Below are 20,882 nucleotides of genomic sequence, written 5' to 3'. Positions count from 1 at the left end.
GGCTCAGGCCTCCTTCCGGGTACGCGGATCGAGCAGCAGGTAGACCATGTCGGCCAGCAGGTTCGCGGCCAGCACCGAGAGCGTGATGATCAGGAAGACGCCCTGCATCAGCGGGTAGTCCTTGGCGCCGACGGCCTGGAAGAGCTGATAGCCGATGCCCGGATAGGAGAAGACCATCTCCACCAGCAGCGTCCCGCCGACGATGAACCCGAGGGAGAGGGCGAAGCCGGAGATGTTGGGGAGGATCGCGTTCCGCGCGGCGTACGAGAACATCACGCGCCGCTCCGACAGGCCCTTGGCCTGGGCCACCATCACGTAGTCCTCGGAGGAGACGGTCACCATCATGTTCCGCATGCCGAGGATCCAGCCCGCCACGGCGCTCAGCACGATCGTGATGCCCGGCAGGACCGAGTGGTAGAGCGCGCTGGAGAGGAACGGCACGTCGAAGGCGGGCACCAGCGAGCCGTCGTAACCGCCCGAGGCCGGGAACAGCGGCCACTTCACGGCGAACAGCGCGATGGCGATCAGGCCGAGCCAGAAGTAGGGGATGGACGAGATGAAGGTGGTGACGGGCAGCAGCCCGTCCAGCCAGGAACCGCGCCGCCAGCCGCTGTAGACGCCGATGCCGGTGCCGAGCAGGAAGCTGATCAGGGTGGTGGTGCCGACCAGGGCCAGGGTCCAGGGCAGCGACTGGGAGATGACCTCGCTGACCGGGGTGGGGAAGAAGGTGAACGACAGCCCGAGGTCGCCCTGGAGGAGCTGCGACCAGTAGTCGGTGTACTGCTGCCAGAGCGAGCGCTCCTTGTCGAGGCCGAAGAGGGCCTTGAGGGAGTTGACGGCGCTGGTGTCGAGCTGCCCCTGGAAGCGGGCGATCAGGGCCTGGACCGGGTCGCCGGGCATCAGCCGCGGGATCAGGAAGTTGATCGTGATCGCGGCCCAGGCGGTGACGGCGTAGAAGGTGAGCCGCTGGAGGACGTACTTCACGGTGCGGTCACCTCCGGCGCGGCGCCCGCGCCCCCGGTGGCGGAAGCGCCCCCGGCGTCCGGGCCCTTCCCTGCGTCGGCGCCGTCCTCGTACAGCCAGCAGGCCGCCCACTGGCCGTCCGCCAGCTCGAAGCGCGGCGGCAGCTCCGTACGGCAGCGCTCCATGGCCCGCGGGCAGCGGGGGTGGAAGCGGCACCCGGCGGGGGGTGCGATGAGCGACGGGGGTTCGCCGGTGCCGGTCTCCTCCTGCCGCTCCTCCGCCACGATCCGGTCGGGGTCGGGCGCCGAGGCGATCAGCAGCTGGGTGTACGGGTGCGCGGGGCGCTGGGTGACGGTCTCGCTGTCCCCGCCCTCGACGATCCGGCCCGCGTACATCACCAGCGTCGTGTCGGCGAAGTACCGCGCGGAGGCGATGTCGTGGGTGATGTAGAGGATCGCCAGCCGCAGCCGCTCCTTGAGGTCGCGCAGGAGGTTGAGCACGCCGAGCCGGATGGAGACGTCGAGCATCGAGACCGGCTCGTCGGCCAGCAGCACCTGCGGGTCGGCGCCCAGCGCGCGGGCGATGGCCACGCGCTGGCGCTGCCCGCCGGAGAGTTCGTGCGGGAACTTGTCCAAGAACTGCCCGGGCGGGGTGAGTTGCACCCGCTCCAGCAGCGCGGACGACTCCTCCTCCGTGCCCCGCTTGCCGTGGATCCGCAGCGAGCGGGTGAGGTGGTAGCGCACGGTGTGTACGGGGTTGAGCGAGGCGAACGGGTCCTGGAAGATCAGCTGGACCTGTTTGACGTACGCGCGGAAGGACCGGCCGCGCCCCGCCCTGACGGGCTTGCCGCCGAGCCGTATCTCCCCCTCGGTGAGGGGGTACAGCTGGGCGAGCAGCCGGGCGACGGTGGACTTGCCCGAGCCCGACTCCCCCACCAGCGCGGTGACCGTGCCGCGCCGCAGCAACAGCGACACGTCGTCCACGGCGTGGACGCTGCGGTGACGGCCGGCGAGCAGGTCGCCGCCGGTGCGCCGGACGGGGAAGTGCTTGGTGACACCGCGGGCCTCGAGCACGACGGCGTGGTCGTGGCCGTCGGGTCCGTCCTGGCCGGTGGCGGTGGGGTCGTCCTGGGCGGTCGTGTTCTGGGGGGTCATGGCCGGTCCCGCCGTCACTTCGCCGCGGGCTTGAGGTGCAGCACGACGTCCAGCGAGTTGGGCTGGGTGGGCTGCGGGGGGCCGTACGGGTTCTCCTCGGTGGGCCAGCCGACCCAGTACTTGGTGGAGTACTCCGCGCCGATCGGGCCGGCCGCCGTCGGGATCATCGGCACGTCCTCGACCATGACCTTCTGGAGGGTGTTCATGGCCGTCGTCCGGGCCGCGTCCTCGGTGGCGTTGGCGTACTCCCGCAGCGCCTTGGTCGCCTCGGGGCTGTCGAAGCGGCCGAAGTTGCCGAGCTGGGAGGGCTTGCCGACGGGCTGGAGCAGCTCCCCGTCCATGATGTTCTGGTACATGTCGTACGGCGTCGGACCGCTGTTGGTCCAGTGCAGCGTGGCGTCGAAGTTGCCGTTGGTGACGTCCGACGTCCAGGACTCCGCGGTCTGGGTCTTGACCTTCGCGTCGATGCCGAGCTGCTTGATGTTGTCCTTGATGATCGCGAGCCCGGTGATGTAGTCGTTCCAGCCCGCCGGGTCCGTGAAGGTCAGGGAGACCGCCTTGCCCTTGGGGTCCTTGAGCACCCCGCCGTCGAGCTTGTACCCGGCCTCGGCGAGGAGCTTCTTCGCCCCCGCGACATCGGGTTTGGTCGTGGCGTTCTTGTACTCGGGCGCGAGGAACGCGTCACCGGCGGGCAGCGGGATGCCGGTCGGATTGGTGATCTCCGGGTACAGCGTGGCCTGGGCCTGGACGTGGATGGCGCGGCGGTCGACGACCATCGCCATGGCCTTGCGCAGCGCCTTGTCGGCGAGCGGGCCCCGGGTGGTGTTGAACCACAGGCCGTGGATGCCGAGCCCGGAGGGGAACCAGAGCTTATTGTTCTTGGGGTCCTTGGCGACGTACAGCTGCTTGTAGTTCGGCATGAAGACGAACGACCACTGGGTCTGGCCGCTCGCCAGGGCCGTGGTCTGCGCGCTGTTGTCGTTGTACGACGTGTAGCGCAGCTCCTTCACCTGCGTCGTGCCCTTCCAGTAGGAGGGCAGGGCGGTGAGGGTGGTGGTCTGCGGGGTGAACGTCTTGAGCTTGTACGGGCCCGAGCCGACCGGCGTCCGGTTGGGCCAGGTCGCCGGGTCCTTGACGGTCTCCCAGATGTGCTTGGGCACGACGTACGTCTGGAGGATCTTGTTCTGGTTGACGAACTGGCTCTCCTTGAAGGTCAGGACGAGCTTGTCGCCCTGCGCCTCGATGCCGTCGAACTGGAGGCCGTTGCCGTTGAGCGCCGGGTACTTCTTCAGCAGTTCGAAGGTGAAGGCGGCGTCCTCGGCGGTCAGCGGCTTGCCGTCGGACCACTTGGCCTTGGGGTCGATCGTGAAGGTGACCTTCGTGAAGTTGGACTCCCACTCCCAGCCGGTCGCCAGCCAGGGCTTCGCCTTCTCGCTGGGCCGGATGAGGTTCGTCATCGCCAGCGGCTCGTAGATCATGTAGCGGTAGCCGAGCGAGGCGCCCGCCGACGTGCCCAGGAACGGGTTGCTGTTGTTGGTCTGGGGGCCGTTCGGCATGCTGACGGTGAGCACACCCGACGCGCCGCCGGCCTTCCGGTTGGCATCCGAGTTGGCCGAGGAACATCCGGCGGCGAGCGCGGCCACGACGGTGGCGGCGGCCAGCGCCCGGAGCTTGCGGTGTGCGGACATGGGGGTCTCCAGGAAGGACTACGAGATCTGGCGGACAACTGCGCTGCGGTGCGTGGGGTGCAAGGCGGTGCGTGGGGTACAGGGCGTTGCGTGCATGCGGTGCGCTGTCGTTACGGCGCCGACTGCCGGACGACGAGTTCGGTGGGCAGGACGACCGGTTCGTCGGGGGCGGCCGCCCCTCCCAGGTGTTCCAGCAGCATCCGCGCCGCCGTCTCGCCCATCTGCCGTGCGGGCTGGCGGACGGTCGTCAGCGGAGGCTCGGTGTGCCGGGCCATCGGGATGTTGTCGAAGCCGACCACGGCGATGTCGTCGGGGACGGTCCTCCCGGCGGCCCGCAGGGCCCGCAGGGCGCCGGCCGCGCTGATGTCGTTGTGCGCGAACACCGCGTCGAACGCGACCCGGCCGTTGAGGAGTTTCTCCACCGCGAGCCGTCCGGACAGCTCGGTGAAGTCACCCACCACGACCCGGTCGGTGGGCAGGACGTGCCGGAAGCCGGCGAGCCGGTCGCGTACGCAGCCGAAATGCGCGGGGCCCGTGATGACCAGCGGCTTGGTGCGTCCGTCGGCCAGCAGATGGCGGGCCGCGGACGCGCCTCCCTCGAAATTGGTGGTCACGACGGAGGGGAAGTCCTCGGGGTGGCTGCCGCGGTCGTCGATCAGGACGACGGGCAGGCCCTGGCGGTGCAGGCCGATGATGGTGTCGAGGGTGTTCTCCGGTTCGACGACGAGCAGTCCGTCGAAGGCGCGGGCCGAGACCTGGGTGGTGAACCGCTGAACCGATTCGGCACCCCGGTTGCAGGTGAACAGCAGCAGCCCGTACCCCGCGGCCTCCACGGTGTCGACCACCCCCTGGAGGACCTCGCCCATCCACGGCCAGGTCAGCGAGGGCACCAGCATGCCGACCGTACGGCTGCTCCCGCGCGCCAGTCCGACGGCGCCCGAACTCGGTACGTACCCGAGCTGCGCGATGACCGCGCGGACACGGGCCGCCGTACCGCCGTCCACCTCGCCCTTGGTGTTGATGACGCGGGACACGGTCGTCTTGCTGACGCCCGCCTGGCGGGCGACGTCGGCGATCGTGACACGCATCGGGGGCCTCCGCGTCGAGGTGTGGAACCGGTACCGCAACCGCTTCCGGAACCGGTACCGGGCGTTGGGCGGTGAGTTAACCGGGAGGCAACACTGCCGTCAATACTTCACGTCGAGATTGGTCCGCACCTTTGGTGCATAGCAGGCCAGTAGCGGGCCAAGGGAGTTATGCGTTCAGGTTGTGAATGCGCCGCCTCTTGACGGGAGTTCGCAACAGCAGTTCACTCACGCCGCAGGCACCATCGCGTAACCCCCCACCTCTGTGCCAAGAAGGGCAGCAGTCACATGGCGAGATCGAGTGCTCAAGGACGGCGTCTGACGAGGGTCCTCCTCGCGGGCGCCCTGGCGACGGCCGGGCTCACCGGCCTGTCCGCCGGGCCGGCCCAGGCCGCGGGCGAGCAGGTCAACATCTATCTGACGACGACGAGCGACGCCGGGGGCCGGGTCGTCACCCGGGGGCTCCAGCAGCAGACTCCCGTCAACTTCCAGTCGGGCAACGGCGGCAGCGGCACGAACGTGACCGTCGACGAGAACACCCGCTACCAGACCTTCACGGGCGGCGGCGCGTCCTTCACCGACACCGCCGCGTACCTGATGAAGGAGAGCGGCGCGCTCTCGCAGGCGACCCTCGACGCCACGATGAGGAAGCTGTTCTCCCCCACCGACGGCATCGGGCTCTCCTTCAACCGGAACCCGATCGGCGGCTCCGACCTCGCCCGCTTCGGCTACACGTACGACGACGTGCCGGCGGGTCAGACCGACCCCACGCTGTCGAAGTTCTCGATCGCCCACGACCTCCGGGGCGTGCTGCCGCTGACCAAGCAGGCGAAGCAGCTCAATCCGGCCATGACCAACGTGGCGTCGCCCTGGACCGCCCCGGCCTGGATGAAGGACAACGGGCAGCTCAATGGCGGCTGGCTGAAGGCGGAGAACTACGGCACGTACGCCGACTACTTCGTCAAGTACCTCCAGGCGTACCGCGACCAGGGCATCCCGATCGACTACGTCACGGCGCAGAACGAGCCGACGTGCTGCTCCAGTTACCCGTCGATGAGCTGGAACGGCTCCGGCCTGGCGTTCTTCACCAAGAGCAACCTGCTGCCCAAGCTCCAGGCCGCCGGCCTGCCCACCAAGGTGCTGGCGCACGACTGGAACTGGGACACGTACGACGCGTACGCCGCGGAGACCGTGAACGACCCGGCGGTCCGCAACCACCCGAACTTCGGCGGGGTCGCCTGGCACGGTTACGGCGGCGACATCGCCAAGCAGACCACCGTGCACAACCAGTACCCGACGATGGACGCGTTCCAGACGGAGCACTCCGGTGGCACGTGGATCGCCAACCAGCAGCGCGAGGACATGAACAACATCATCGACTACACCCGTAACTGGGCGAAGTCGGTGACCAAGTGGTCCCTCGCGGTGGACCAGAACCGCGGTCCCCACAACGGTGGTTGCGGCACCTGCGACGGTCTGATCACGGTCCACAACGGTGACAGCCGGCACGGCCAGGTCGACTACAACATCGAGTACTACACGATGGGCCACCTGACCAAGTTCGTGAAGCCGGGCGCCTCGCGGATCTCCTCCACCGCCAGCGGCACCGTCCCGAACGTGGCCTGGCGCAACACGGACGGCTCGAAGGCGCTGATCGCGTACAACGACGGCACCGGCGCGCAGACCCTGCGGGTCAACTGGGGCGGCCAGAACTTCAGTTACTCGCTCCCCGGCAAGACCTCGGCCACGTTCACCTGGTCGGGCACCCAGGCGGGCGGCGGGGGCGGCACCGGTTCGACGGGCACCTTCCGGGGCCTCGCCGGCAAGTGCCTGGACGCGGCGTCCGGTTCGAGCGCCAACGGCACCGCCGTCCAGCTCTACGACTGCAACGGCTCGACGGCCCAGAACTGGACCGTCGGCACGGACAACACCATCAGGACGCTCGGCAAGTGCCTGGACGTGACGGCGGCCTCCACGGCGGACGGCGCGAAGGTGCAGCTGTACGACTGCAACGGCTCCACGGCCCAGCAGTTCACGTACAACTCCGGATCGGGCGACATCGTCAACCTCGGGGCGAACAAGTGCCTCGACGTGACGGGGAACTCGTCGGCGAACGGAGCCCGCGCGCAGATCTGGGCCTGCACCGGGGCCGCCAATCAGAAGTGGCGCCTCCAGTAGCCGGACCGGATCGCTGTCAGGCCATCGACCGCACGGAAAACGCCGGACGGGCTGGAAACAGCCCGTCCGGCGTCATGCCCGGTCACTCCGCCGGGTCTCACTCGGCCGGCTCGGCCCCGGCCCGTAGGAGGCCGTACGTGTACGCGTCCTCCAGCGCCTGCCAGGACGCCGCGATGACGTTCTCCGCGACCCCGAGCGTGGCCCACTCGGCCGTGCCGTCCGACGTGGTGACCAGCACGCGCGTGGTGGAGTCGGTGCCGTGCTTGCCCTCCAGGATGCGGACCTTGTAGTCCACCAGCTGGAACTTGGCGAGCTGCGGGTAGATCCGCTCCAGGCCGACCCGCATCGCCCGGTCCAGCGCGTTGACCGGGCCGTTCCCCTCGGCGGTGGCGACGATCCGCTCGCCCTTCGCCCAGATCTTCACGGTGGCCTCGTTGGCGTGGGTGCCGTCGGGGCGGTCCTCGACGATCGCGCGCCAGGACTCCGTACGGAAGTAGACGCGCGGCTTCCCCTCGGCCTCCTCGCGCAGCAGCAGCTCGAAGGAGGCGTCCGCGGCCTCGTACGTGTACCCCTTGAGCTCGCGCTCCTTGACCCGGCCGACCACCCGCGCGACCAGGTCGCGGTCGCCGCCGAGGTCGACGCCCAGCTCCTTGCCCTTGAGCTCGATGGAGGCGCGGCCCGCCATGTCGGAGACCAGCATCCGCATGGTGTTGCCGACCAGCTCGGGGGCGATGTGCTGGTACAGGTCGGGGTCGACCTTGATCGCGGAGGCGTGCAGGCCGGCCTTGTGGGCGAAGGCCGAGACCCCCACGTACGGCTGGTGGGTGGAGGGGACGAGGTTGACGACCTCGGCGATGGCGTGCGAGATCCGGGTCATCTCGGCGAGCGCGCCGGGGGGCAGGACCCGCTGGTCGTACTTGAGCTCCAGCGCGGCGACGACCGGGAAGAGGTTGGCGTTGCCGACGCGCTCGCCGTAGCCGTTGGCCGTGCACTGGACGTGGGTGGCGCCCGCGTCGACGGCGGCGAGGGTGTTGGCGACGGCGCAGCCCGTGTCGTCCTGGGCGTGGATGCCGAGCCGGGCGCCGGTGTCGGCGAGGACGGTGGCCACGACGGCCTGGATCTGGGCGGGCAGCATGCCGCCGTTCGTGTCGCAGAGGACCACGACGTCCGCGCCGGCCTCGGCGGCGGCGCGTACGACGGACTTGGCGTACTCGGCGTTGGCGCGGTAGCCGTCGAAGAAGTGCTCGCAGTCGACGAAGACACGGCGATCCTGCTCGCGCAGGTACGACACGGTGTCGCGGATCATCGCGAGGTTCTCGTCGAGGGTGGTGCGCAGCGCCAGTTCGACATGGCGGTCGTGCGCCTTGGCGACCAGGGTGACCACCGGCGCGCCGGACTCCACGAGCGCCCTGACCTGCGGGTCTTCCGATGCCTTGGCGCCGGGGCGCCGCGTGGAGCCGAAGGCGACGAGCTGGGCGTGCCGGAAGTCGATCTCCTGCCGGGCCCGGGCGAAGAACTCGGTGTCGCGCGGGTTGGCCCCCGGCCAGCCGCCCTCGATGAAGCCCACCCCGAATTCGTCCAGGTGCCGTGCGATGGCCAGCTTGTCGGCGACGGTCAGGTTGATGCCTTCGCGCTGGGCGCCGTCCCGCAGCGTCGTGTCGAAGACGTGAAAACCGTCGTTCCCCGTGGGCCCCGTGGACTCTGTGGTCATGGTGTCCTGCTCCTGTTGAGTGGATGGTCTGGCTCCACCTGCCCCCCTCGCCACGCGCGGTCCGTCTCCGGCCGGGGTGGGGCCGGAAAACGAAAAAACCCCTCGCGGATGCGAGAGGTCTGCGCGCGGGTCCGAGGCTCGATGTCCGCTCCGTACTGGTCTACGGGGCGGTCACTGCGGACCGGCGCGCTTGCTGCCAATAATCATGACGAACGAGAGCACGAGCCGATTTTCGCACGTCTGGTCACTTTACGGAGCCCTGTCTCACGATGCGGTCGATCACTTTCGGCCGCCGCCGTAGCGGGACCCGCACCCCGGTGGCGCGGGACGCGGGTCCTCGTACGTGCGTACGGCCACCTCAGGCGACGGTGTGCCGCCAGCCGTGGGCGTCCGGCGCGGCGCCCGACTGGATCTCCAGCAGCGCCTTGCGCATCTTCATCGTGACCTCGCCGGGTCGGCCGTCCGCCACCGTCCAGCCGCCGCGCGCCGAGTGGACCGTACCGACCGGGGTGATGACGGCGGCGGTGCCGCACGCGAAGACCTCGGTGAGGGAGCCGTCGGCGTTGCCGGTGCGCCAGTCGTCGACGGTCAGGCGGCCCTCCGTGACCTCGTACCCCAGGTCGGCGGCGATCCGCAGGACCGAGTCGCGGGTGACCCCGGCGAGGAGGGTGCCGGTCAGCTCGGGCGTCATGAGCCTGTCGCCGTACACGAAGAAGAGGTTGTTGGTGCCCATCTCCTCGATCCAGCGCCGCTCGGTCGCGTCCAGCCAGACCACCTGGTCGCAGCCGTGCTTCGTGGCCTCGGCCTGGGCGATGAGGGACGCCGCGTAGTTGCCGCCGGCCTTCGCCTCGCCCGTGCCGCCGGGGGACGCCCGCACGTACTCCTCGGACAGCCAGACGGAGACCGGCTTCACGCCGCCGGCGAAGTACGCCCCGGCGGGGGACGCGATGACCATGAAGAGGAACTCGTTGGCCGGCCGCACGCCGACCCCGACCTCCGTCGCGAACATGAACGGCCTGATGTAGAGGGATTCCTCACCGACGCCGGGCACCCACGCGCGGTCCTGGTGGATGAGCGCGTCCACCGCGGCGACAAACGTCTCCACGGGCAGCTCGGGCATCGCCATCCGGCGCGCGGAGCGCTGGAAGCGGCGCGCGTTCTCCTCCGGGCGGAAGGTGGCGACGGAGCCGTCCACCTGCCGGTACGCCTTGAGCCCCTCGAAGATGGTCTGCGCGTAGTGCAGGGTCATGTTCGCCGGGTCGATCGACAGCGGGGCGTACGGCACCAGCTCCGCGTCGTGCCAGCCGCGGCCCTCGGTCCACTTCACCGTCACCATGTTGTCGGTGAAGTAGCGGCCGAACCCGGGGTTGGCGAGGATCCGCTCGCGCTCGGCGTCGGACAGCGGGTGCGCGGAGGGCTTGAGCTCCAGGGTGGTCGTGGGCGTGGTCATGAATACTCTCGTCCTTCACCGGTTGTGTGTGACGGACCGCGTTCACGCCGTTACGGCTCTACTAGGACGTCCGAGTATGCGGGCGGGCGACCGCCCCCGTCGTTGACAGAGGACGGGGGCGTAACCGGAACGAGTGAATGCGGTCCTGGGATGATGGTGTCACCCGGAGGCCGCAAAAGCACAGCCGCCGGGTCACAGGACCCGGCGGCTGTCAGAAGTCGCGGCGGGTCAGCTCGCTACGCGTACGGCGAGCGCGTCACCGATCTCGTCGGTCGTCCGCGCGGCCGCGGAACCGTCACGCCCGGCGAGGTCGGCCGCGACGGCCTCCTCGATCCGGACGGCCTCGGCGTCGAGGCCGAGGTGGCGCAGCAGGAGGGCGACGGAGAGGACGGTGGCGGTGGGGTCGGCCTTCCCCTGGCCCGCGATGTCCGGCGCGGAGCCGTGCACCGGCTCGAACATCGAGGGGAACGTACGGTCCGGATTGATGTTCGCGGACGCGGCCAGGCCGATGCCCCCGCTGATGGCGGCGGCCAGGTCGGTGAGGATGTCACCGAAGAGGTTGTCGGTCACGATCACGTCGAAGCGCTCGGGCTGGGTGACGAAGAAGATCGTCGCGGCGTCGACGTGCAGGTAGTCGGTGGTGACCTCGGGGAACTCCTCGCCCACCCGGTCGAAGATGTTCTTCCACAGGTGGCCTGCGTAGACGAGGACGTTGTTCTTGTGGACCAGCGTCAGCTTCTTGCGGGGGCGGGCGGCGGCGCGCGCGTACGCGTCCCTGACGACCCGCTCCACGCCGTAGGCCGTGTTGAGGCTCACTTCCGTGGCCACCTCGGCGGGCGTACCGGTGCGCAGCGAGCCGCCGTTGCCCGTGTACGGGCCTTCGGTGCCCTCGCGGACGACGACGAAGTCGATGCCGGGGCGGCCGGCCAGCGGGGTCGCGGTGTTCGGGAAGAGCTTCGACGGACGCAGGTTCACGTAGTGGTCGAAGGCGAAGCGCAGCTTGAGGAGGAGCCCGCGCTCCAGGACGCCGGACGGCACGGTCGGGTCGCCGATCGCACCGAGCAGGATGGCGTCGTGGCCCTTGAGGGCTTCGAGGTCCGCGTCCGGGAGGGTCTCCCCGGTCCGGTGCCAGCGACCCGCGCCGAGGTCGTACTCCTTGGTCTCCAGCTTCACATCCTGCGGGAGGACGGCACGCAGGACCTTGAGGCCCTGGGCGACGACCTCCTGACCGATGCCGTCACCGGGGATCACTGCGAGATTGATGCTGCGAGACATAGCGGCACCCTACTCCGCGTCCCATGGATTGACATCGCGTGTCCATTCCGTGGACACGGATGCCAATCTCCATGGATACCGCGGTCCTGACTGGGGGCTCAGTGGCCCGTCGAGCCGCCGTTGTCCCTGCGGTCGAGGGCGCGCTGGAGCGCCGCGGCGGCGTTCTTGCGCTCGGACTCGCTCGTACGGGGAGTGTGACGGACGCGGCGGACAGTGGTCTCGGCCATGTTGATCGACTCCTTGAGGCAGCGGAGAGCGGAGACATGCGGCACGAGGGCCGCATGATGCGTCTACGAGGCGCCGGAAGGGGCGGTGCGGCATACGCGGCAGGGGTTGCCTGCGTGGGGGCGCGTGCCATCTACCGCGTTCGCTCGATGAAGCGAGACGTTCGGCTCATTCCAAGCTAGGCGAGCGGGGCCGCCCTGTCTTCTATTTACTCGGACTTCCTACTATCTGAGACGGTGATCATGGGAAAGCGCCGGTGCGGTGCCGGGTGAGTGCCGGGACAGCTGCCGGGTGCGTGCTGGGACCACTACCGGGTGGACGCCCCTGGACAGCCGTTTCCGCCGTGCGGCCGGGGGCACCCGGACAGCGGAGGTTTCACCATGGACGCACAGACGGTTTCACACAGTGGCCAGGGCAAGGCGCGGCAGGCGGCGAACAGCTCGGCGATGGACGGGGCGGCCCGCTGGGGGTTCGCCGCGCGGGGCGTGATCTACCTGCTCATCGGGGTCCTGGCGCTGCGCATCGCGTTCGGCGGGGGCGGTGAACAGGCCGACCGCGGGGGCGCGCTCGCCGAGCTGGCGAAGCAGCCGATGGGATCGGTCCTGCTCTGGGTCCTCGGGATCGGACTGGTCGGGATGGCGCTGTGGCGGCTCTCGGAGGCGATCGTGGGCGCGGCGGGCCCCGACGGCCGGAAGCCGGGCAAGCGGCTGATGTCGGCGGGCCGCTTCGTCTTCTACGGCTTTGTCGCCTACTCGGTCCTGGCGTTCGCCGCCGGGGAGAAGAGCAGCGGCAGCGGGTCCGGCGACCAGCAGTCGCAGGACATCACCGCGAGGGCGCTGGACTGGCCCGGCGGCCAGTGGATCGTGGGGATCGCCGGCGTGGGCATAGTCGTCGCCGGTCTGTGGGTCGGTACGCGCGCGGTGATGCGCTCGTACCACAAGCACCTGAAGCTCGGTGAGATGTCCCGCAGGACCCGGCAGCTGGTCGACGTGACGGGCGTCGGCGGGGGTGCGGGGCGCGGAATCCTGTTCGCCGCGATCGGTGGGTTCGTGATCCAGGCGGCGGTGACGTACGAGCCGGACAAGGCCAAGGGCTTCGACGACACCCTGCGCTCGTTCACGGAGACCCCTGCGGGCCCGTGGCTGCTGGCGCTCGTCGCGACGGGGCTGGTGCTGTTCGGTGTCTTCTCGTTCGCGATGGCCCGGTGGCGCCGGGTGTGACGGCCCGCCGACCCCAGAACGCGTCCCCCGCGTCCCCCGCCTCCGCACCGGCGCCCCTCTCCCGTACGGAGGCACAACACCGCCCCCGCTCCGGAGGGGGGCGCCGGTGCGGGGGCGGGGGTATGAGGGGCCCCGGGGGTATGAGGGGCCCCGGGGGGACGAGGGGGTCCGGGGGTACGACGGGGCCCGGTGCCGTCAGCCCATGTGCGGGTAGCGGTAGTCCGTCGGCGGGACCAGCGTCTCCTTGATGGCGCGGGTCAGCGTCCAGCGCATCAGGTTCTGCGGGGCGCCCGCCTTGTCGTTGGTGCCGGACGCGCGACCGCCGCCGAAGGGCTGCTGGCCGACGACGGCGCCGGTGGACTTGTCGTTGATGTAGAAGTTGCCGGCCGCGTACCGCAGCTTCTCCATCGTCCGGGCCGCCGCCGCGCGGTCGTTGGCGATGACCGAGCCGGTCAGCGCGTACGCCGAGACCGACTCCAGCTGCGTGAGCACGCTCTCGTAGTCCGCGTCGTCGTAGACGTGCACGGCGAGGATCGGGCCGAAGTACTCCGTCGTGAAGACCTCGTTCTCCGGGTCGGTGCAGACGATGACCGTCGGCCGGACGAAGTACCCCACGGAGTCGTCGTACGTCCCGCCCGCGACGATCGTGCAGGTGGGGTCGGCGGCGGCGCGGTCGATCGCGGCCTTGTTCTTCGCGAAGGCGCGCTCGTCGATGACGGCGCCCATGAAGTGGCCGAGGTCGGTGACGTCGCCCATGGTGAGCGAGTCGACCTCGGCGGCGAACCGCTCCTTGAAGCCGTCGTTCCAGATCGACGCGGGGACGTACGCCCGCGAGGACGCCGAGCACTTCTGGCCCTGGTACTCGAACGAGCCCCTGGTCAGCGCGGTCTTGAGGATCGCGGGATCGGCGCTCGGGTGGGCGACGACAAAGTCCTTGCCGCCGGTCTCGCCGACGATCCGGGGGTACGAGCGGTACGTCTCGATGTTCTCGCCGACCGTCTTCCACAGGTGCTGGAAGGTCTTGGTCGAGCCGGTGAAGTGGATGCCGGCGAGGTCGCGGTGGCGCAGCGCCACCTCGGACACGGCGATCCCGTCGCCGGTCACCAGGTTGATGACGCCCTTGGGCAGCCCGGCCTCCTCCAGCAGCTCCATCAGCAGCACGGCCGCCAGGGTCTGGGTGGGCGACGGCTTCCAGACGACGACGTTGCCCATCAGCGCGGGCGCGGTCGGCAGGTTGCCCGCGATGGCGGAGAAGTTGAACGGCGTGATCGCGTAGACGAAGCCTTCGAGCGGGCGGTGGTCGAGCCGGTTCCACACGCCGGGCGAGTTGGCCGGCGGCTGCTCGGCGAGCAGGTCACGGGCGTAGGCCACGTTGAAGCGCCAGAAGTCGACCAGCTCACAGGGGCAGTCGATCTCGGCCTGCTGCGCGGTCTTCGACTGGCCGAGCATGGTCGCGGCGGCCAGCGTCTCGCGCCAGGGGCCCGCCAGCAGCTCGGCCGCGCGCAGGATGATCGCCGCGCGGTCGTCGAAGGCCATGGCGCGCCAGGCCGGGGCGGCGGCGAGGGCCGCGTCGACCGCGTCCTGGGCGTCCTGCTCCGTGGCGCCGGCGAACGTACCGAGCACCGCCTCGTGGTGGTGGGGCTGTACGACGTCGACCCGCGCGCCGCCGCCCATCCGCTTCACGCCGCCGATGGTCATCGGCAGGTCGACGGGGTTCTCGGCCAGTTCCTTGAGCTTCGCCTCCAGCAGGGCGCGCTCGGGCGATCCTGGGGCGTAACCGTGCACCGGTTCGTTGACCGGCGTCGGAACCTGTGTCACAGCGTCCATGGGTGGCGGATCTCCTTCATCGGCTTCTTCATCCGCTTCAGCTTCAGCTTCAGCAGCCTCATCAGCGGTGTGGTCGGGCGGGGTCAGCCACGGCTGACGATCGAGCGCAGGAAGAACGCGAGGTTGGCGGGGCGCTCGGCGAGGCGGCGCATGAAGTAGCCGTACCAGTCGGTGCCGTACGCGATGTACACACGCATCCGGTGGCCCTCGGCGGCCAGCCGCACCTGCTCGGCCTCGCGGATGCCGTACAGCATCTGGAACTCGTACTCGTCGGGCTTGCGGCCCGCGCGGTGCGCGAGGTCCTGGGCGATCGCGATGATCCGGGGGTCGTGGGAGCCGACCATCGGGTAGCCGCCGCCCTCCATCAGGATCCGCAGGCTCCGGATGTACGCCTTGTCGACGTCGGCCTTGTCCTGGTACGCGACGGAGGCGGGCTCCTTGTAGGCGCCCTTGACGAGCCGTACGCGCGCGCCGGCGGCCGACAGCGCGCGGCAGTCGTCCTCCGTACGGAAGAGGTACGACTGGACGACGGCGCCGGTCTGCGGGAAGTCGCGGCGGACCTCGGCGTGGATGGCGAGGGTCGAGTCGACGGTGGTGTGGTCCTCCATGTCGAGGGTGACCGTGGTGCCGATGGCGGCGGCCGCCTCGACGACGGCGGTGATGTTCTTGAGCGCGAGGTCGTGGCCGCCGGGCAGGGCCTGGCCGAAGGAGGAGAGCTTCACCGACATCTCGGCGCGGGCGCCCAGCTCCAGCGGCTCCAGGGCCTCGACCAGCCGCAGGTACGCGTCCCGGGCGCGCAGGGCCTCCGCCGGGTCGGTGATGTCCTCGCCGAGGACGTCGAGGGTGACCTCCAGGCCGCGGGCCGCCATGGACCGGATGACGGGGGCCGTCTCCTCGATCGACTCACCGGCGATGAAACGCTCCACCACGGGCTTGGTGACCGGAGCGGCCGAGACGGCGCGGCGCAGGGAGCCGCTGCGCGAGGCGGCCAGGATCACGGGACCCAGCACTGGGCACCTCCACGGTGAGTACGAGCGCCCGGTGCGTTCGGGCGTCGGCTCAAAATCTAGGGAGCGGTCCGATCCTCTGCCATCGACAGCTGTCACGCATCCGTGGGCGGGATCTCATACATCTGTCTGAGAGCGGTGCGAGAATGTCCGGATGAAGGGCGATTACCAGGACCTGGTGGATGAGATCTCGGCGCTGCTCGGCGTCCCCGCTACGCTGGAGAACCGCGATTTCGGGCTGATCGCCTTCGGCGCGCACGACACGGAGGACGACACGGCGATGGACCCGGTCAGGACCCGGTCGATCGTGACGAGGAAGTCCACCCCGGCGGTCCGCGCGTGGTTCGAGGGGTTCGGCATCACGCGGGCCACCGGCCCCGTCCGGATCCCGGCGGCCCCGGACGCGGGGGTCTACCGGGGCCGCATCTGCCTGCCCGTACGGCACCGGGGCATGGTGCTGGGGTACGTATGGCTGCTGGACGACTCCGACCCTGGCCCGGGCACCGCCCGGCTGGCGACGGCCATGGAGGTGACGGCCCGGATCGGCGACCTGCTCGCCGAGGAGGTCAAGGCCGGCACGGACCTGGCGCGCGAGCTGCGGGCGGTGCTGACCGCCGGGCCCGGCTGGCAGCGCGACACGGCGCTGACCGCGCTGCGCACGGCGCTCGGCCCGGGCGCGGAGGGGCCGCACGTGGTGGTGTGCGTGGCACCGTGGCGCGACGAGGAGCCTTCGGTACGGGCGGTGCCGGGCACGGCGGCGCTCTGCACCCTGCCCCACGACGGTCTGCCGTACGGCGGCGAGGTGGCGCTGGCCCTGCTCGTACGGCTGCGCTCGCCGGACGCCCTCACCCCGGCGCTGGCGGCGGTGGCCCGGCTGCGCGAGAGCGCGGACCAGGACACGGCGGCCGGCGCCTCGGCCCCCCGGCGCGGCCCGTCCGACCTGCCCGCGGCCTGGCACGAGGCGGTCGCGGCGGCCCGTACGGCGGTGGCCCAGCCACGCCTGGGCCCGGTCGCCCAGTGGCCGACGATGGGCCCGTACCGCCTCCTCACCACCCTCCCGCCCACCCCCGACCCGGCGGTCAGCCCCCTCCTGACCCCCGCCCACACCGAACTGGCCCACACGGCCGAGGTCTACCTCGACTGCGCGGGCCAGGCGGGCCGCACGGCGGCGGCCCTGGGCATCCACCGCCAGACGCTCTACTACCGCCTGTCCCGCATCGAACACCTGACGGGCCTGAACCTGACCTCGGGCGAGGACCGCCTGCTGCTGCACATGGGGTTGAAGGCGGCGCGGCTCTGACTCCTTGTAGGTTCCGCAGTTTCGTGAGCATTTCCGCGTGATCATGAGCAGCGGTGACGTTCAGTCGGCATGGCGCGCTACTCGGTCGCGCACGGGCCGCGGACCCCGGCCCCGTGACCTCGTCCGGACGCACAAGCGCCGGGCGGGCAAGAAGCCCGTCCGGCGCTTGAGGACGACGTGAACCGCGGGGGCCGCGTCAGTCGGTGAGATTCACCGTGCGGGCCGAGGCCGCGCCGATCTCTTCGGCGATCTCCGTGAGAACCGCGGCGGGGACGTTGTCGTCCACCGTGAGGACCACCACCGCCTCGCCGCCCTCCTCCGCGCGGGAGACCTGCATGCCCGCGATGTTCAGGCCCGCCTCGCCGAGGATGCGGCCGACCGTGCCGACCACACCGGGACGGTCCTCGTAGCGCAGCACGACCATGTGGTCGGCGAGCGCGACGTCGATGTCGTAGTCGCCGATGGCGACGATCTTCTGGAGGTGCTTGGGGCCCGCCAGGGTGCCGGAGACCGACACCTCCTCGCCGCCCGAGAGCGTGCCCCGGACGGTGACCACGTTGCGGTGGTTCGGGGACTCGCTGGAGGTGGTGAGCCGTACCTCGACACCGCGCTCCTGCGCGAACAGCGGCGCGTTCACGTAGCTCACCGTCTCGGCGACGACGTCCTCGAACACGCCCTTGAGCGCGGAGAGTTCGAGCACCTTCACGTCGTGCTGGGTGATCTCGCCGTACACCTCGACGTCGAGCCGGACCGCGACCTCGCCCGCCAGGGCGGTGAAGATACGGCCGAGCTTCTCGGCGAGCGGCAGGCCGGGCCGTACGTCCTCGGCGATGACGCCGCCCTGGACGTTGACCGCGTCGGGGACCAGCTCACCGGCGAGCGCGAGGCGTACGGAACGCGCGACCGCGACCCCCGCCTTCTCCTGCGCCTCGTCGGTGGACGCGCCGAGGTGCGGGGTGGCGACGACCTGGTCGAACTCGAAGAGCGGGGAGTCCGTGCAGGGCTCCTTCGCGTACACGTCCAGACCGGCGCCGGCGACGCGGCCCTCCTTGAGGGCGGCGGCGAGCGCCACCTCGTCCACGATCCCGCCGCGCGCGGCGTTGACGATCCGGACCGACGGCTTGACCTTGTGCAGCGCGTCGTCGCCGATCAGACCCAGCGTCTCGGGGGTCTTGGGGAGGTGGACGGTGATGAAGTCCGCGACCGCGAGCAGTTCGTCCAGCGTGAGGAGCTTGACGCCCATCTGCGCGGCACGGGCCGGCTGCACGTACGGGTCGTACGCGACGATGTTCATGCCGAACGCGGACATGCGCTGCGCGACCAGCACCCCGATGCGGCCGAGGCCGACGACCCCGAGGGTCTTCTCGCTCAGCTCGACGCCCGTGTACTTGGAGCGCTTCCACTCACCGTTCTTGAGCGCGGTGTTGGCCTGCGGGATGTGCCGCGCGGTGGCGATCAGCAGACCGCAGGCCAGCTCGGCGGCGGTGACGATGTTCGAGGTGGGCGCGTTCACGACCATCACGCCGGCCTTGGTGGCGGCGGAGACGTCGACGTTGTCGAGGCCCACCCCCGCGCGGGCGACCACACGCAGTTTGCCCGCCGCGGCGATGGCCTCGGCGTCGACCTTGGTGGCGGAGCGGACGAGGATCGCGTCCACATCGGCGATGGCGGGCAGCAGTTCCGCGCGGTCGGCGCCGTTGCAGTGCCGGATCTCGAAGTCCGGACCGAGCGCGTCGACCGTGGCGGGCGAAAGCTCTTCGGCGATGAGTACGACAGGTTTCGAGCTCACGTGAGTCCTCACAAGTCCCATTGCGGACGGCCGTCCCGACGGCCGCATGCGGTGGAGGTCTGACCGCGAAGACGCACGACGCTGTGGGCCTGACGCGTTTGTGTTGAGCAGTGTAGTGCTGTCACCGGGTGTGGACTTCCGCCTTCGGCGACTGCGTCACCCGTACGGGAATCCCGTACGGGAGCGGCCTGAGGCACATGCGAAAACCCATACGCGCCCCGGGCGCCGGGCGGGCTCCAGGCCCGTCCGGCGCCCGGGAACGACCCCGGCCGGCGGCTGGGTTACGCGTCGTTGTCCACCCAGCTCATGAGCTTGCGCAGCTCGGCGCCGGTGGTCGCGAGCAGGCTGTCGCTGTCGGCCTGCTTGTACTCGTTGTACTTCTTCAGACCGCCGTGGTACTCGTCCATCCAGGTCTGGGCGAACGAACCGTCCTGGATCTCGGCGAGGATCTTCTTCATCTCGGCCTTGGTCTGGTCGGTGATGATGCGGGGGCCGGTGACGTAGTCGCCCCACTCGGCGGTCTCGGAGACCGACCAGCGCATCTTCTCCAGGCCGCCCTCGTACATCAGGTCCACGATCAGCTTCAGCTCGTGGAGGCACTCGAAGTACGCGATCTCGGGCTGGTAGCCGGCCTCGGTCAGCGTCTCGAAGCCCGCCTTGACCAGCGCGGCCGTACCACCGCAGAGCACGGCCTGCTCACCGAACAGGTCGGTCTCCGTCTCCTCCTTGAACGTCGTCTTGATGACGCCCGCGCGGGTGCCGCCGATCCCCTTCGCGTAGGAGAGCGCGAGGGCGAACGCCTTGCCGGAGAAGTCCTGCTCGACGGCGGCGATGCAGGGCACGCCGCGGCCTTCCTCGTACTGGCGGCGGACCAGGTGGCCCGGGCCCTTCGGCGCCACCATGGCCACGTCCACGTTGGCCGGCGGCTTGATGAAGCCGTAACGGATGTTGAGACCGTGGCCGAAGAACAGCGCGTCGCCGTCCTGGAGCTGGTCCTTGATGGACTCCTCGTAGATCTTGCCCTGGAGCGGGTCCGGGACCAGGATCATGATGACGTCGGCCTCGGCGGCGGCCTCCGCCACCGACACCACGCGCAGACCCTCCTCCTCGGCCTTCGCCTTGGACTTGGAGCCCTCGTGCAGACCGACCCTGACGTCGACACCCGAGTCACGGAGCGACAGCGCGTGGGCGTGGCCCTGGCTGCCGTAGCCGATGACCGCGACCTTGCGGTTCTGGATGATGGACAGGTCGGCGTCGTCGTCGTAGAACAGCTCGGCCACTGGCTTTTCTCCTTGGTTGCACTTCTGCTTCTGCGTGGTGGTTCGTCTTGCCTTCCCACCGTACGACGGGTGGGGTGAGGCGGGGTCCCGGTCTCGCGATGCGAACCACGGCCGGGGCCCTCGGCTACCGGGCGCTACGCGCTGCGGTCGAGGGCGCGCAGGCTGCGGTCCGTGATGGACCGGGCGCCACGCCCTATGGCGATCGTCCCGGACTGGACCAGCTCCTTGACGCCGAACTGCTCCAGCATCTTGAGCATCGCGTCGAGCTTGTCACTCGAACCGGTGGCCTCGATCGTCACGGCGTCGGGTGAGACGTCCACGGTCTTGGCACGGAACAGCTGGACGATCTCGACGATCTGGGAGCGGGTCTCGTTGTCGGCGCGGACCTTGACCAGGACCAGTTCGCGCTGGATCGCCGCGTTCGGCTCCAGCTCGACGATCTTGAGGACGTTCACCAGCTTGTTGAGCTGCTTGGTCACCTGTTCCAGGGGCAGCCCGTCGACATTCACCACGATGGTGATGCGGGAGATGTCGGGGTGTTCGGTGACACCGACGGCGAGCGAGTCGATGTTGAAGCCGCGGCGGGAGAACAGCGCGGCGATCCGGGCAAGGATGCCGGGCGTGTTCTCGACCAGGACGGAGAGGGTGTGCTTGGTGGACATGTCTGTCTCTCTCGGGCTCTCTCTGGGGCTCTCGGCTCGGTCGTCTTCCTGTGTGACGCCTGCTGTCC

General features: G+C 70.0%; 15 protein-coding genes and 1 pseudogene. 3 read left to right on the top strand and 13 right to left on the bottom strand.

The window, feature by feature from the left end; genetic code table 11:
* Positions 1-3: 3 nt before the first annotated feature.
* The 4 genes from ACIO1C_RS28005 to ACIO1C_RS27990 form a co-directional block, all read right to left on the bottom strand.
* Positions 4-984, bottom strand: coding sequence for an ABC transporter permease (locus tag ACIO1C_RS28005; protein ID WP_401868334.1), 981 nt, complete (start codon positions 982-984; stop codon positions 4-6).
* Complete coding sequence (locus ACIO1C_RS28000) at positions 981-2,117, bottom strand: ABC transporter ATP-binding protein (RefSeq protein ID WP_401868332.1); 1,137 nt, start codon at positions 2,115-2,117, stop codon at positions 981-983. The genes ACIO1C_RS28005 and ACIO1C_RS28000 overlap by 4 nt, the downstream gene beginning before the upstream one ends.
* Before the next feature lie 14 nt (positions 2,118-2,131).
* A complete protein-coding gene (locus ACIO1C_RS27995; protein WP_401868329.1) occupies positions 2,132-3,805 on the bottom strand; it encodes an ABC transporter substrate-binding protein in 1,674 nt (557 codons plus the stop codon).
* Positions 3,806-3,915: 110 nt separating this feature from the next.
* Positions 3,916-4,893: a LacI family DNA-binding transcriptional regulator gene (locus tag ACIO1C_RS27990; RefSeq protein ID WP_401868327.1), complete on the bottom strand. Its 978-nt coding sequence runs from the start codon at positions 4,891-4,893 to the stop codon at positions 3,916-3,918.
* A 285-nt stretch (positions 4,894-5,178) separates the two neighbouring features.
* Between ACIO1C_RS27990 and ACIO1C_RS27985 the strand changes: the two genes are divergently transcribed.
* Complete coding sequence (locus ACIO1C_RS27985; protein WP_401868325.1) at positions 5,179-7,068, top strand: ricin-type beta-trefoil lectin domain protein; 1,890 nt, start codon at positions 5,179-5,181, stop codon at positions 7,066-7,068.
* Positions 7,069-7,165: 97 nt separating this feature from the next.
* Here ACIO1C_RS27985 and cimA read toward each other — a convergent pair whose 3' ends face one another.
* The 4 genes from cimA to ACIO1C_RS27965 all read right to left on the bottom strand — a co-directional run bounded on the left by cimA (position 7,166) and on the right by ACIO1C_RS27965 (position 11,731).
* Positions 7,166-8,779 carry a citramalate synthase gene (gene cimA / locus ACIO1C_RS27980; protein ID WP_401868323.1) on the bottom strand — a complete coding sequence of 538 codons (1,614 nt, stop codon included), beginning with the start codon at positions 8,777-8,779 and terminating at the stop codon, positions 7,166-7,168.
* Positions 8,780-9,137: 358 nt separating this feature from the next.
* Positions 9,138-10,229, bottom strand: a complete 1,092-nt coding sequence (locus ACIO1C_RS27975) for a branched-chain amino acid aminotransferase (protein ID WP_401868321.1) — start codon at positions 10,227-10,229, stop codon at positions 9,138-9,140.
* 228 nt (positions 10,230-10,457) lie between these two features.
* Positions 10,458-11,504, bottom strand: coding sequence for a 3-isopropylmalate dehydrogenase (locus ACIO1C_RS27970; protein WP_401868318.1), 1,047 nt, complete (start codon positions 11,502-11,504; stop codon positions 10,458-10,460).
* Positions 11,505-11,602: 98 nt separating this feature from the next.
* A complete protein-coding gene (locus ACIO1C_RS27965) occupies positions 11,603-11,731 on the bottom strand; it encodes a hypothetical protein (RefSeq protein WP_272925745.1) in 129 nt (42 codons plus the stop codon).
* Positions 11,732-12,109: 378 nt separating this feature from the next.
* On the opposite strand from ACIO1C_RS27965, the gene ACIO1C_RS27960 reads away from it, so the two are divergent.
* Positions 12,110-12,949, top strand: coding sequence for a DUF1206 domain-containing protein (locus ACIO1C_RS27960; RefSeq protein ID WP_401868315.1), 840 nt, complete (start codon positions 12,110-12,112; stop codon positions 12,947-12,949).
* Between the two features lie 195 nt (positions 12,950-13,144).
* Here ACIO1C_RS27960 and pruA read toward each other — a convergent pair whose 3' ends face one another.
* Complete coding sequence (gene pruA / locus ACIO1C_RS27955) at positions 13,145-14,776, bottom strand: L-glutamate gamma-semialdehyde dehydrogenase (protein WP_401868313.1); 1,632 nt, start codon at positions 14,774-14,776, stop codon at positions 13,145-13,147.
* Between the two features lie 83 nt (positions 14,777-14,859).
* Entirely contained in the window at positions 14,860-15,786 is a 927-nt protein-coding gene (locus tag ACIO1C_RS27950) for a proline dehydrogenase family protein (RefSeq protein ID WP_401868311.1), read from the bottom strand.
* A gap of 151 nt (positions 15,787-15,937) precedes the next feature.
* On the opposite strand from ACIO1C_RS27950, the gene ACIO1C_RS27945 reads away from it, so the two are divergent.
* Positions 15,938-17,083 carry a PucR family transcriptional regulator gene (locus tag ACIO1C_RS27945; protein ID WP_401868309.1) on the top strand — a complete coding sequence of 382 codons (1,146 nt, stop codon included), beginning with the start codon at positions 15,938-15,940 and terminating at the stop codon, positions 17,081-17,083.
* A 196-nt stretch (positions 17,084-17,279) separates the two neighbouring features.
* Here the strand turns inward: ACIO1C_RS27945 and serA are convergent, their stop codons facing one another.
* The 3 genes and pseudogenes from serA to ilvN all read right to left on the bottom strand — a co-directional run bounded on the left by serA (position 17,280) and on the right by ilvN (position 20,814).
* A complete protein-coding gene (gene serA / locus ACIO1C_RS27940; protein WP_401868307.1) occupies positions 17,280-18,872 on the bottom strand; it encodes a phosphoglycerate dehydrogenase in 1,593 nt (530 codons plus the stop codon).
* A gap of 281 nt (positions 18,873-19,153) precedes the next feature.
* Positions 19,154-20,185: pseudogene (gene ilvC, locus ACIO1C_RS27935) on the bottom strand (ketol-acid reductoisomerase); the annotation flags it as partial.
* Positions 20,186-20,286: 101 nt separating this feature from the next.
* On the bottom strand, positions 20,287-20,814 hold the full coding sequence (ilvN, locus tag ACIO1C_RS27930; protein ID WP_161311117.1) for an acetolactate synthase small subunit: 528 nt from the start codon (positions 20,812-20,814) through the stop codon (positions 20,287-20,289).
* Positions 20,815-20,882: the final 68 nt, after the last annotated feature.

The sequence above is a fragment of the Streptomyces sp. NPDC087420 genome, assembly GCF_044744165.1.
In the GTDB taxonomy this organism is placed as follows: domain Bacteria; phylum Actinomycetota; class Actinomycetes; order Streptomycetales; family Streptomycetaceae; genus Streptomyces.
The sequence above is the reverse complement of the archived record's forward strand: the minus strand, read 5'-3'. Positions and strand labels throughout refer to the sequence as shown.

Coding starts and splice junctions, on each gene's coding strand:
- ACIO1C_RS28000 (WP_401868332.1), bottom strand. CDS start 2,117: ATGACCCCCCAGAACACGACCGCCCAGGACGACCCCACCGCCACCGGC.
- ACIO1C_RS27995 (WP_401868329.1), bottom strand. CDS start 3,805: ATGTCCGCACACCGCAAGCTCCGGGCGCTGGCCGCCGCCACCGTCGTG.
- ACIO1C_RS27990 (WP_401868327.1), bottom strand. CDS start 4,893: ATGCGTGTCACGATCGCCGACGTCGCCCGCCAGGCGGGCGTCAGCAAG.
- ACIO1C_RS27985 (WP_401868325.1), top strand. CDS start 5,179: ATGGCGAGATCGAGTGCTCAAGGACGGCGTCTGACGAGGGTCCTCCTC.
- cimA (WP_401868323.1), bottom strand. CDS start 8,779: ATGACCACAGAGTCCACGGGGCCCACGGGGAACGACGGTTTTCACGTC.
- ACIO1C_RS27975 (WP_401868321.1), bottom strand. CDS start 10,229: ATGACCACGCCCACGACCACCCTGGAGCTCAAGCCCTCCGCGCACCCG.
- ACIO1C_RS27970 (WP_401868318.1), bottom strand. CDS start 11,504: ATGTCTCGCAGCATCAATCTCGCAGTGATCCCCGGTGACGGCATCGGT.
- ACIO1C_RS27965 (WP_272925745.1), bottom strand. CDS start 11,731: ATGGCCGAGACCACTGTCCGCCGCGTCCGTCACACTCCCCGTACGAGC.
- ACIO1C_RS27960 (WP_401868315.1), top strand. CDS start 12,110: ATGGACGCACAGACGGTTTCACACAGTGGCCAGGGCAAGGCGCGGCAG.
- pruA (WP_401868313.1), bottom strand. CDS start 14,776: ATGGACGCTGTGACACAGGTTCCGACGCCGGTCAACGAACCGGTGCAC.
- ACIO1C_RS27945 (WP_401868309.1), top strand. CDS start 15,938: ATGAAGGGCGATTACCAGGACCTGGTGGATGAGATCTCGGCGCTGCTC.
- ilvN (WP_161311117.1), bottom strand. CDS start 20,814: ATGTCCACCAAGCACACCCTCTCCGTCCTGGTCGAGAACACGCCCGGC.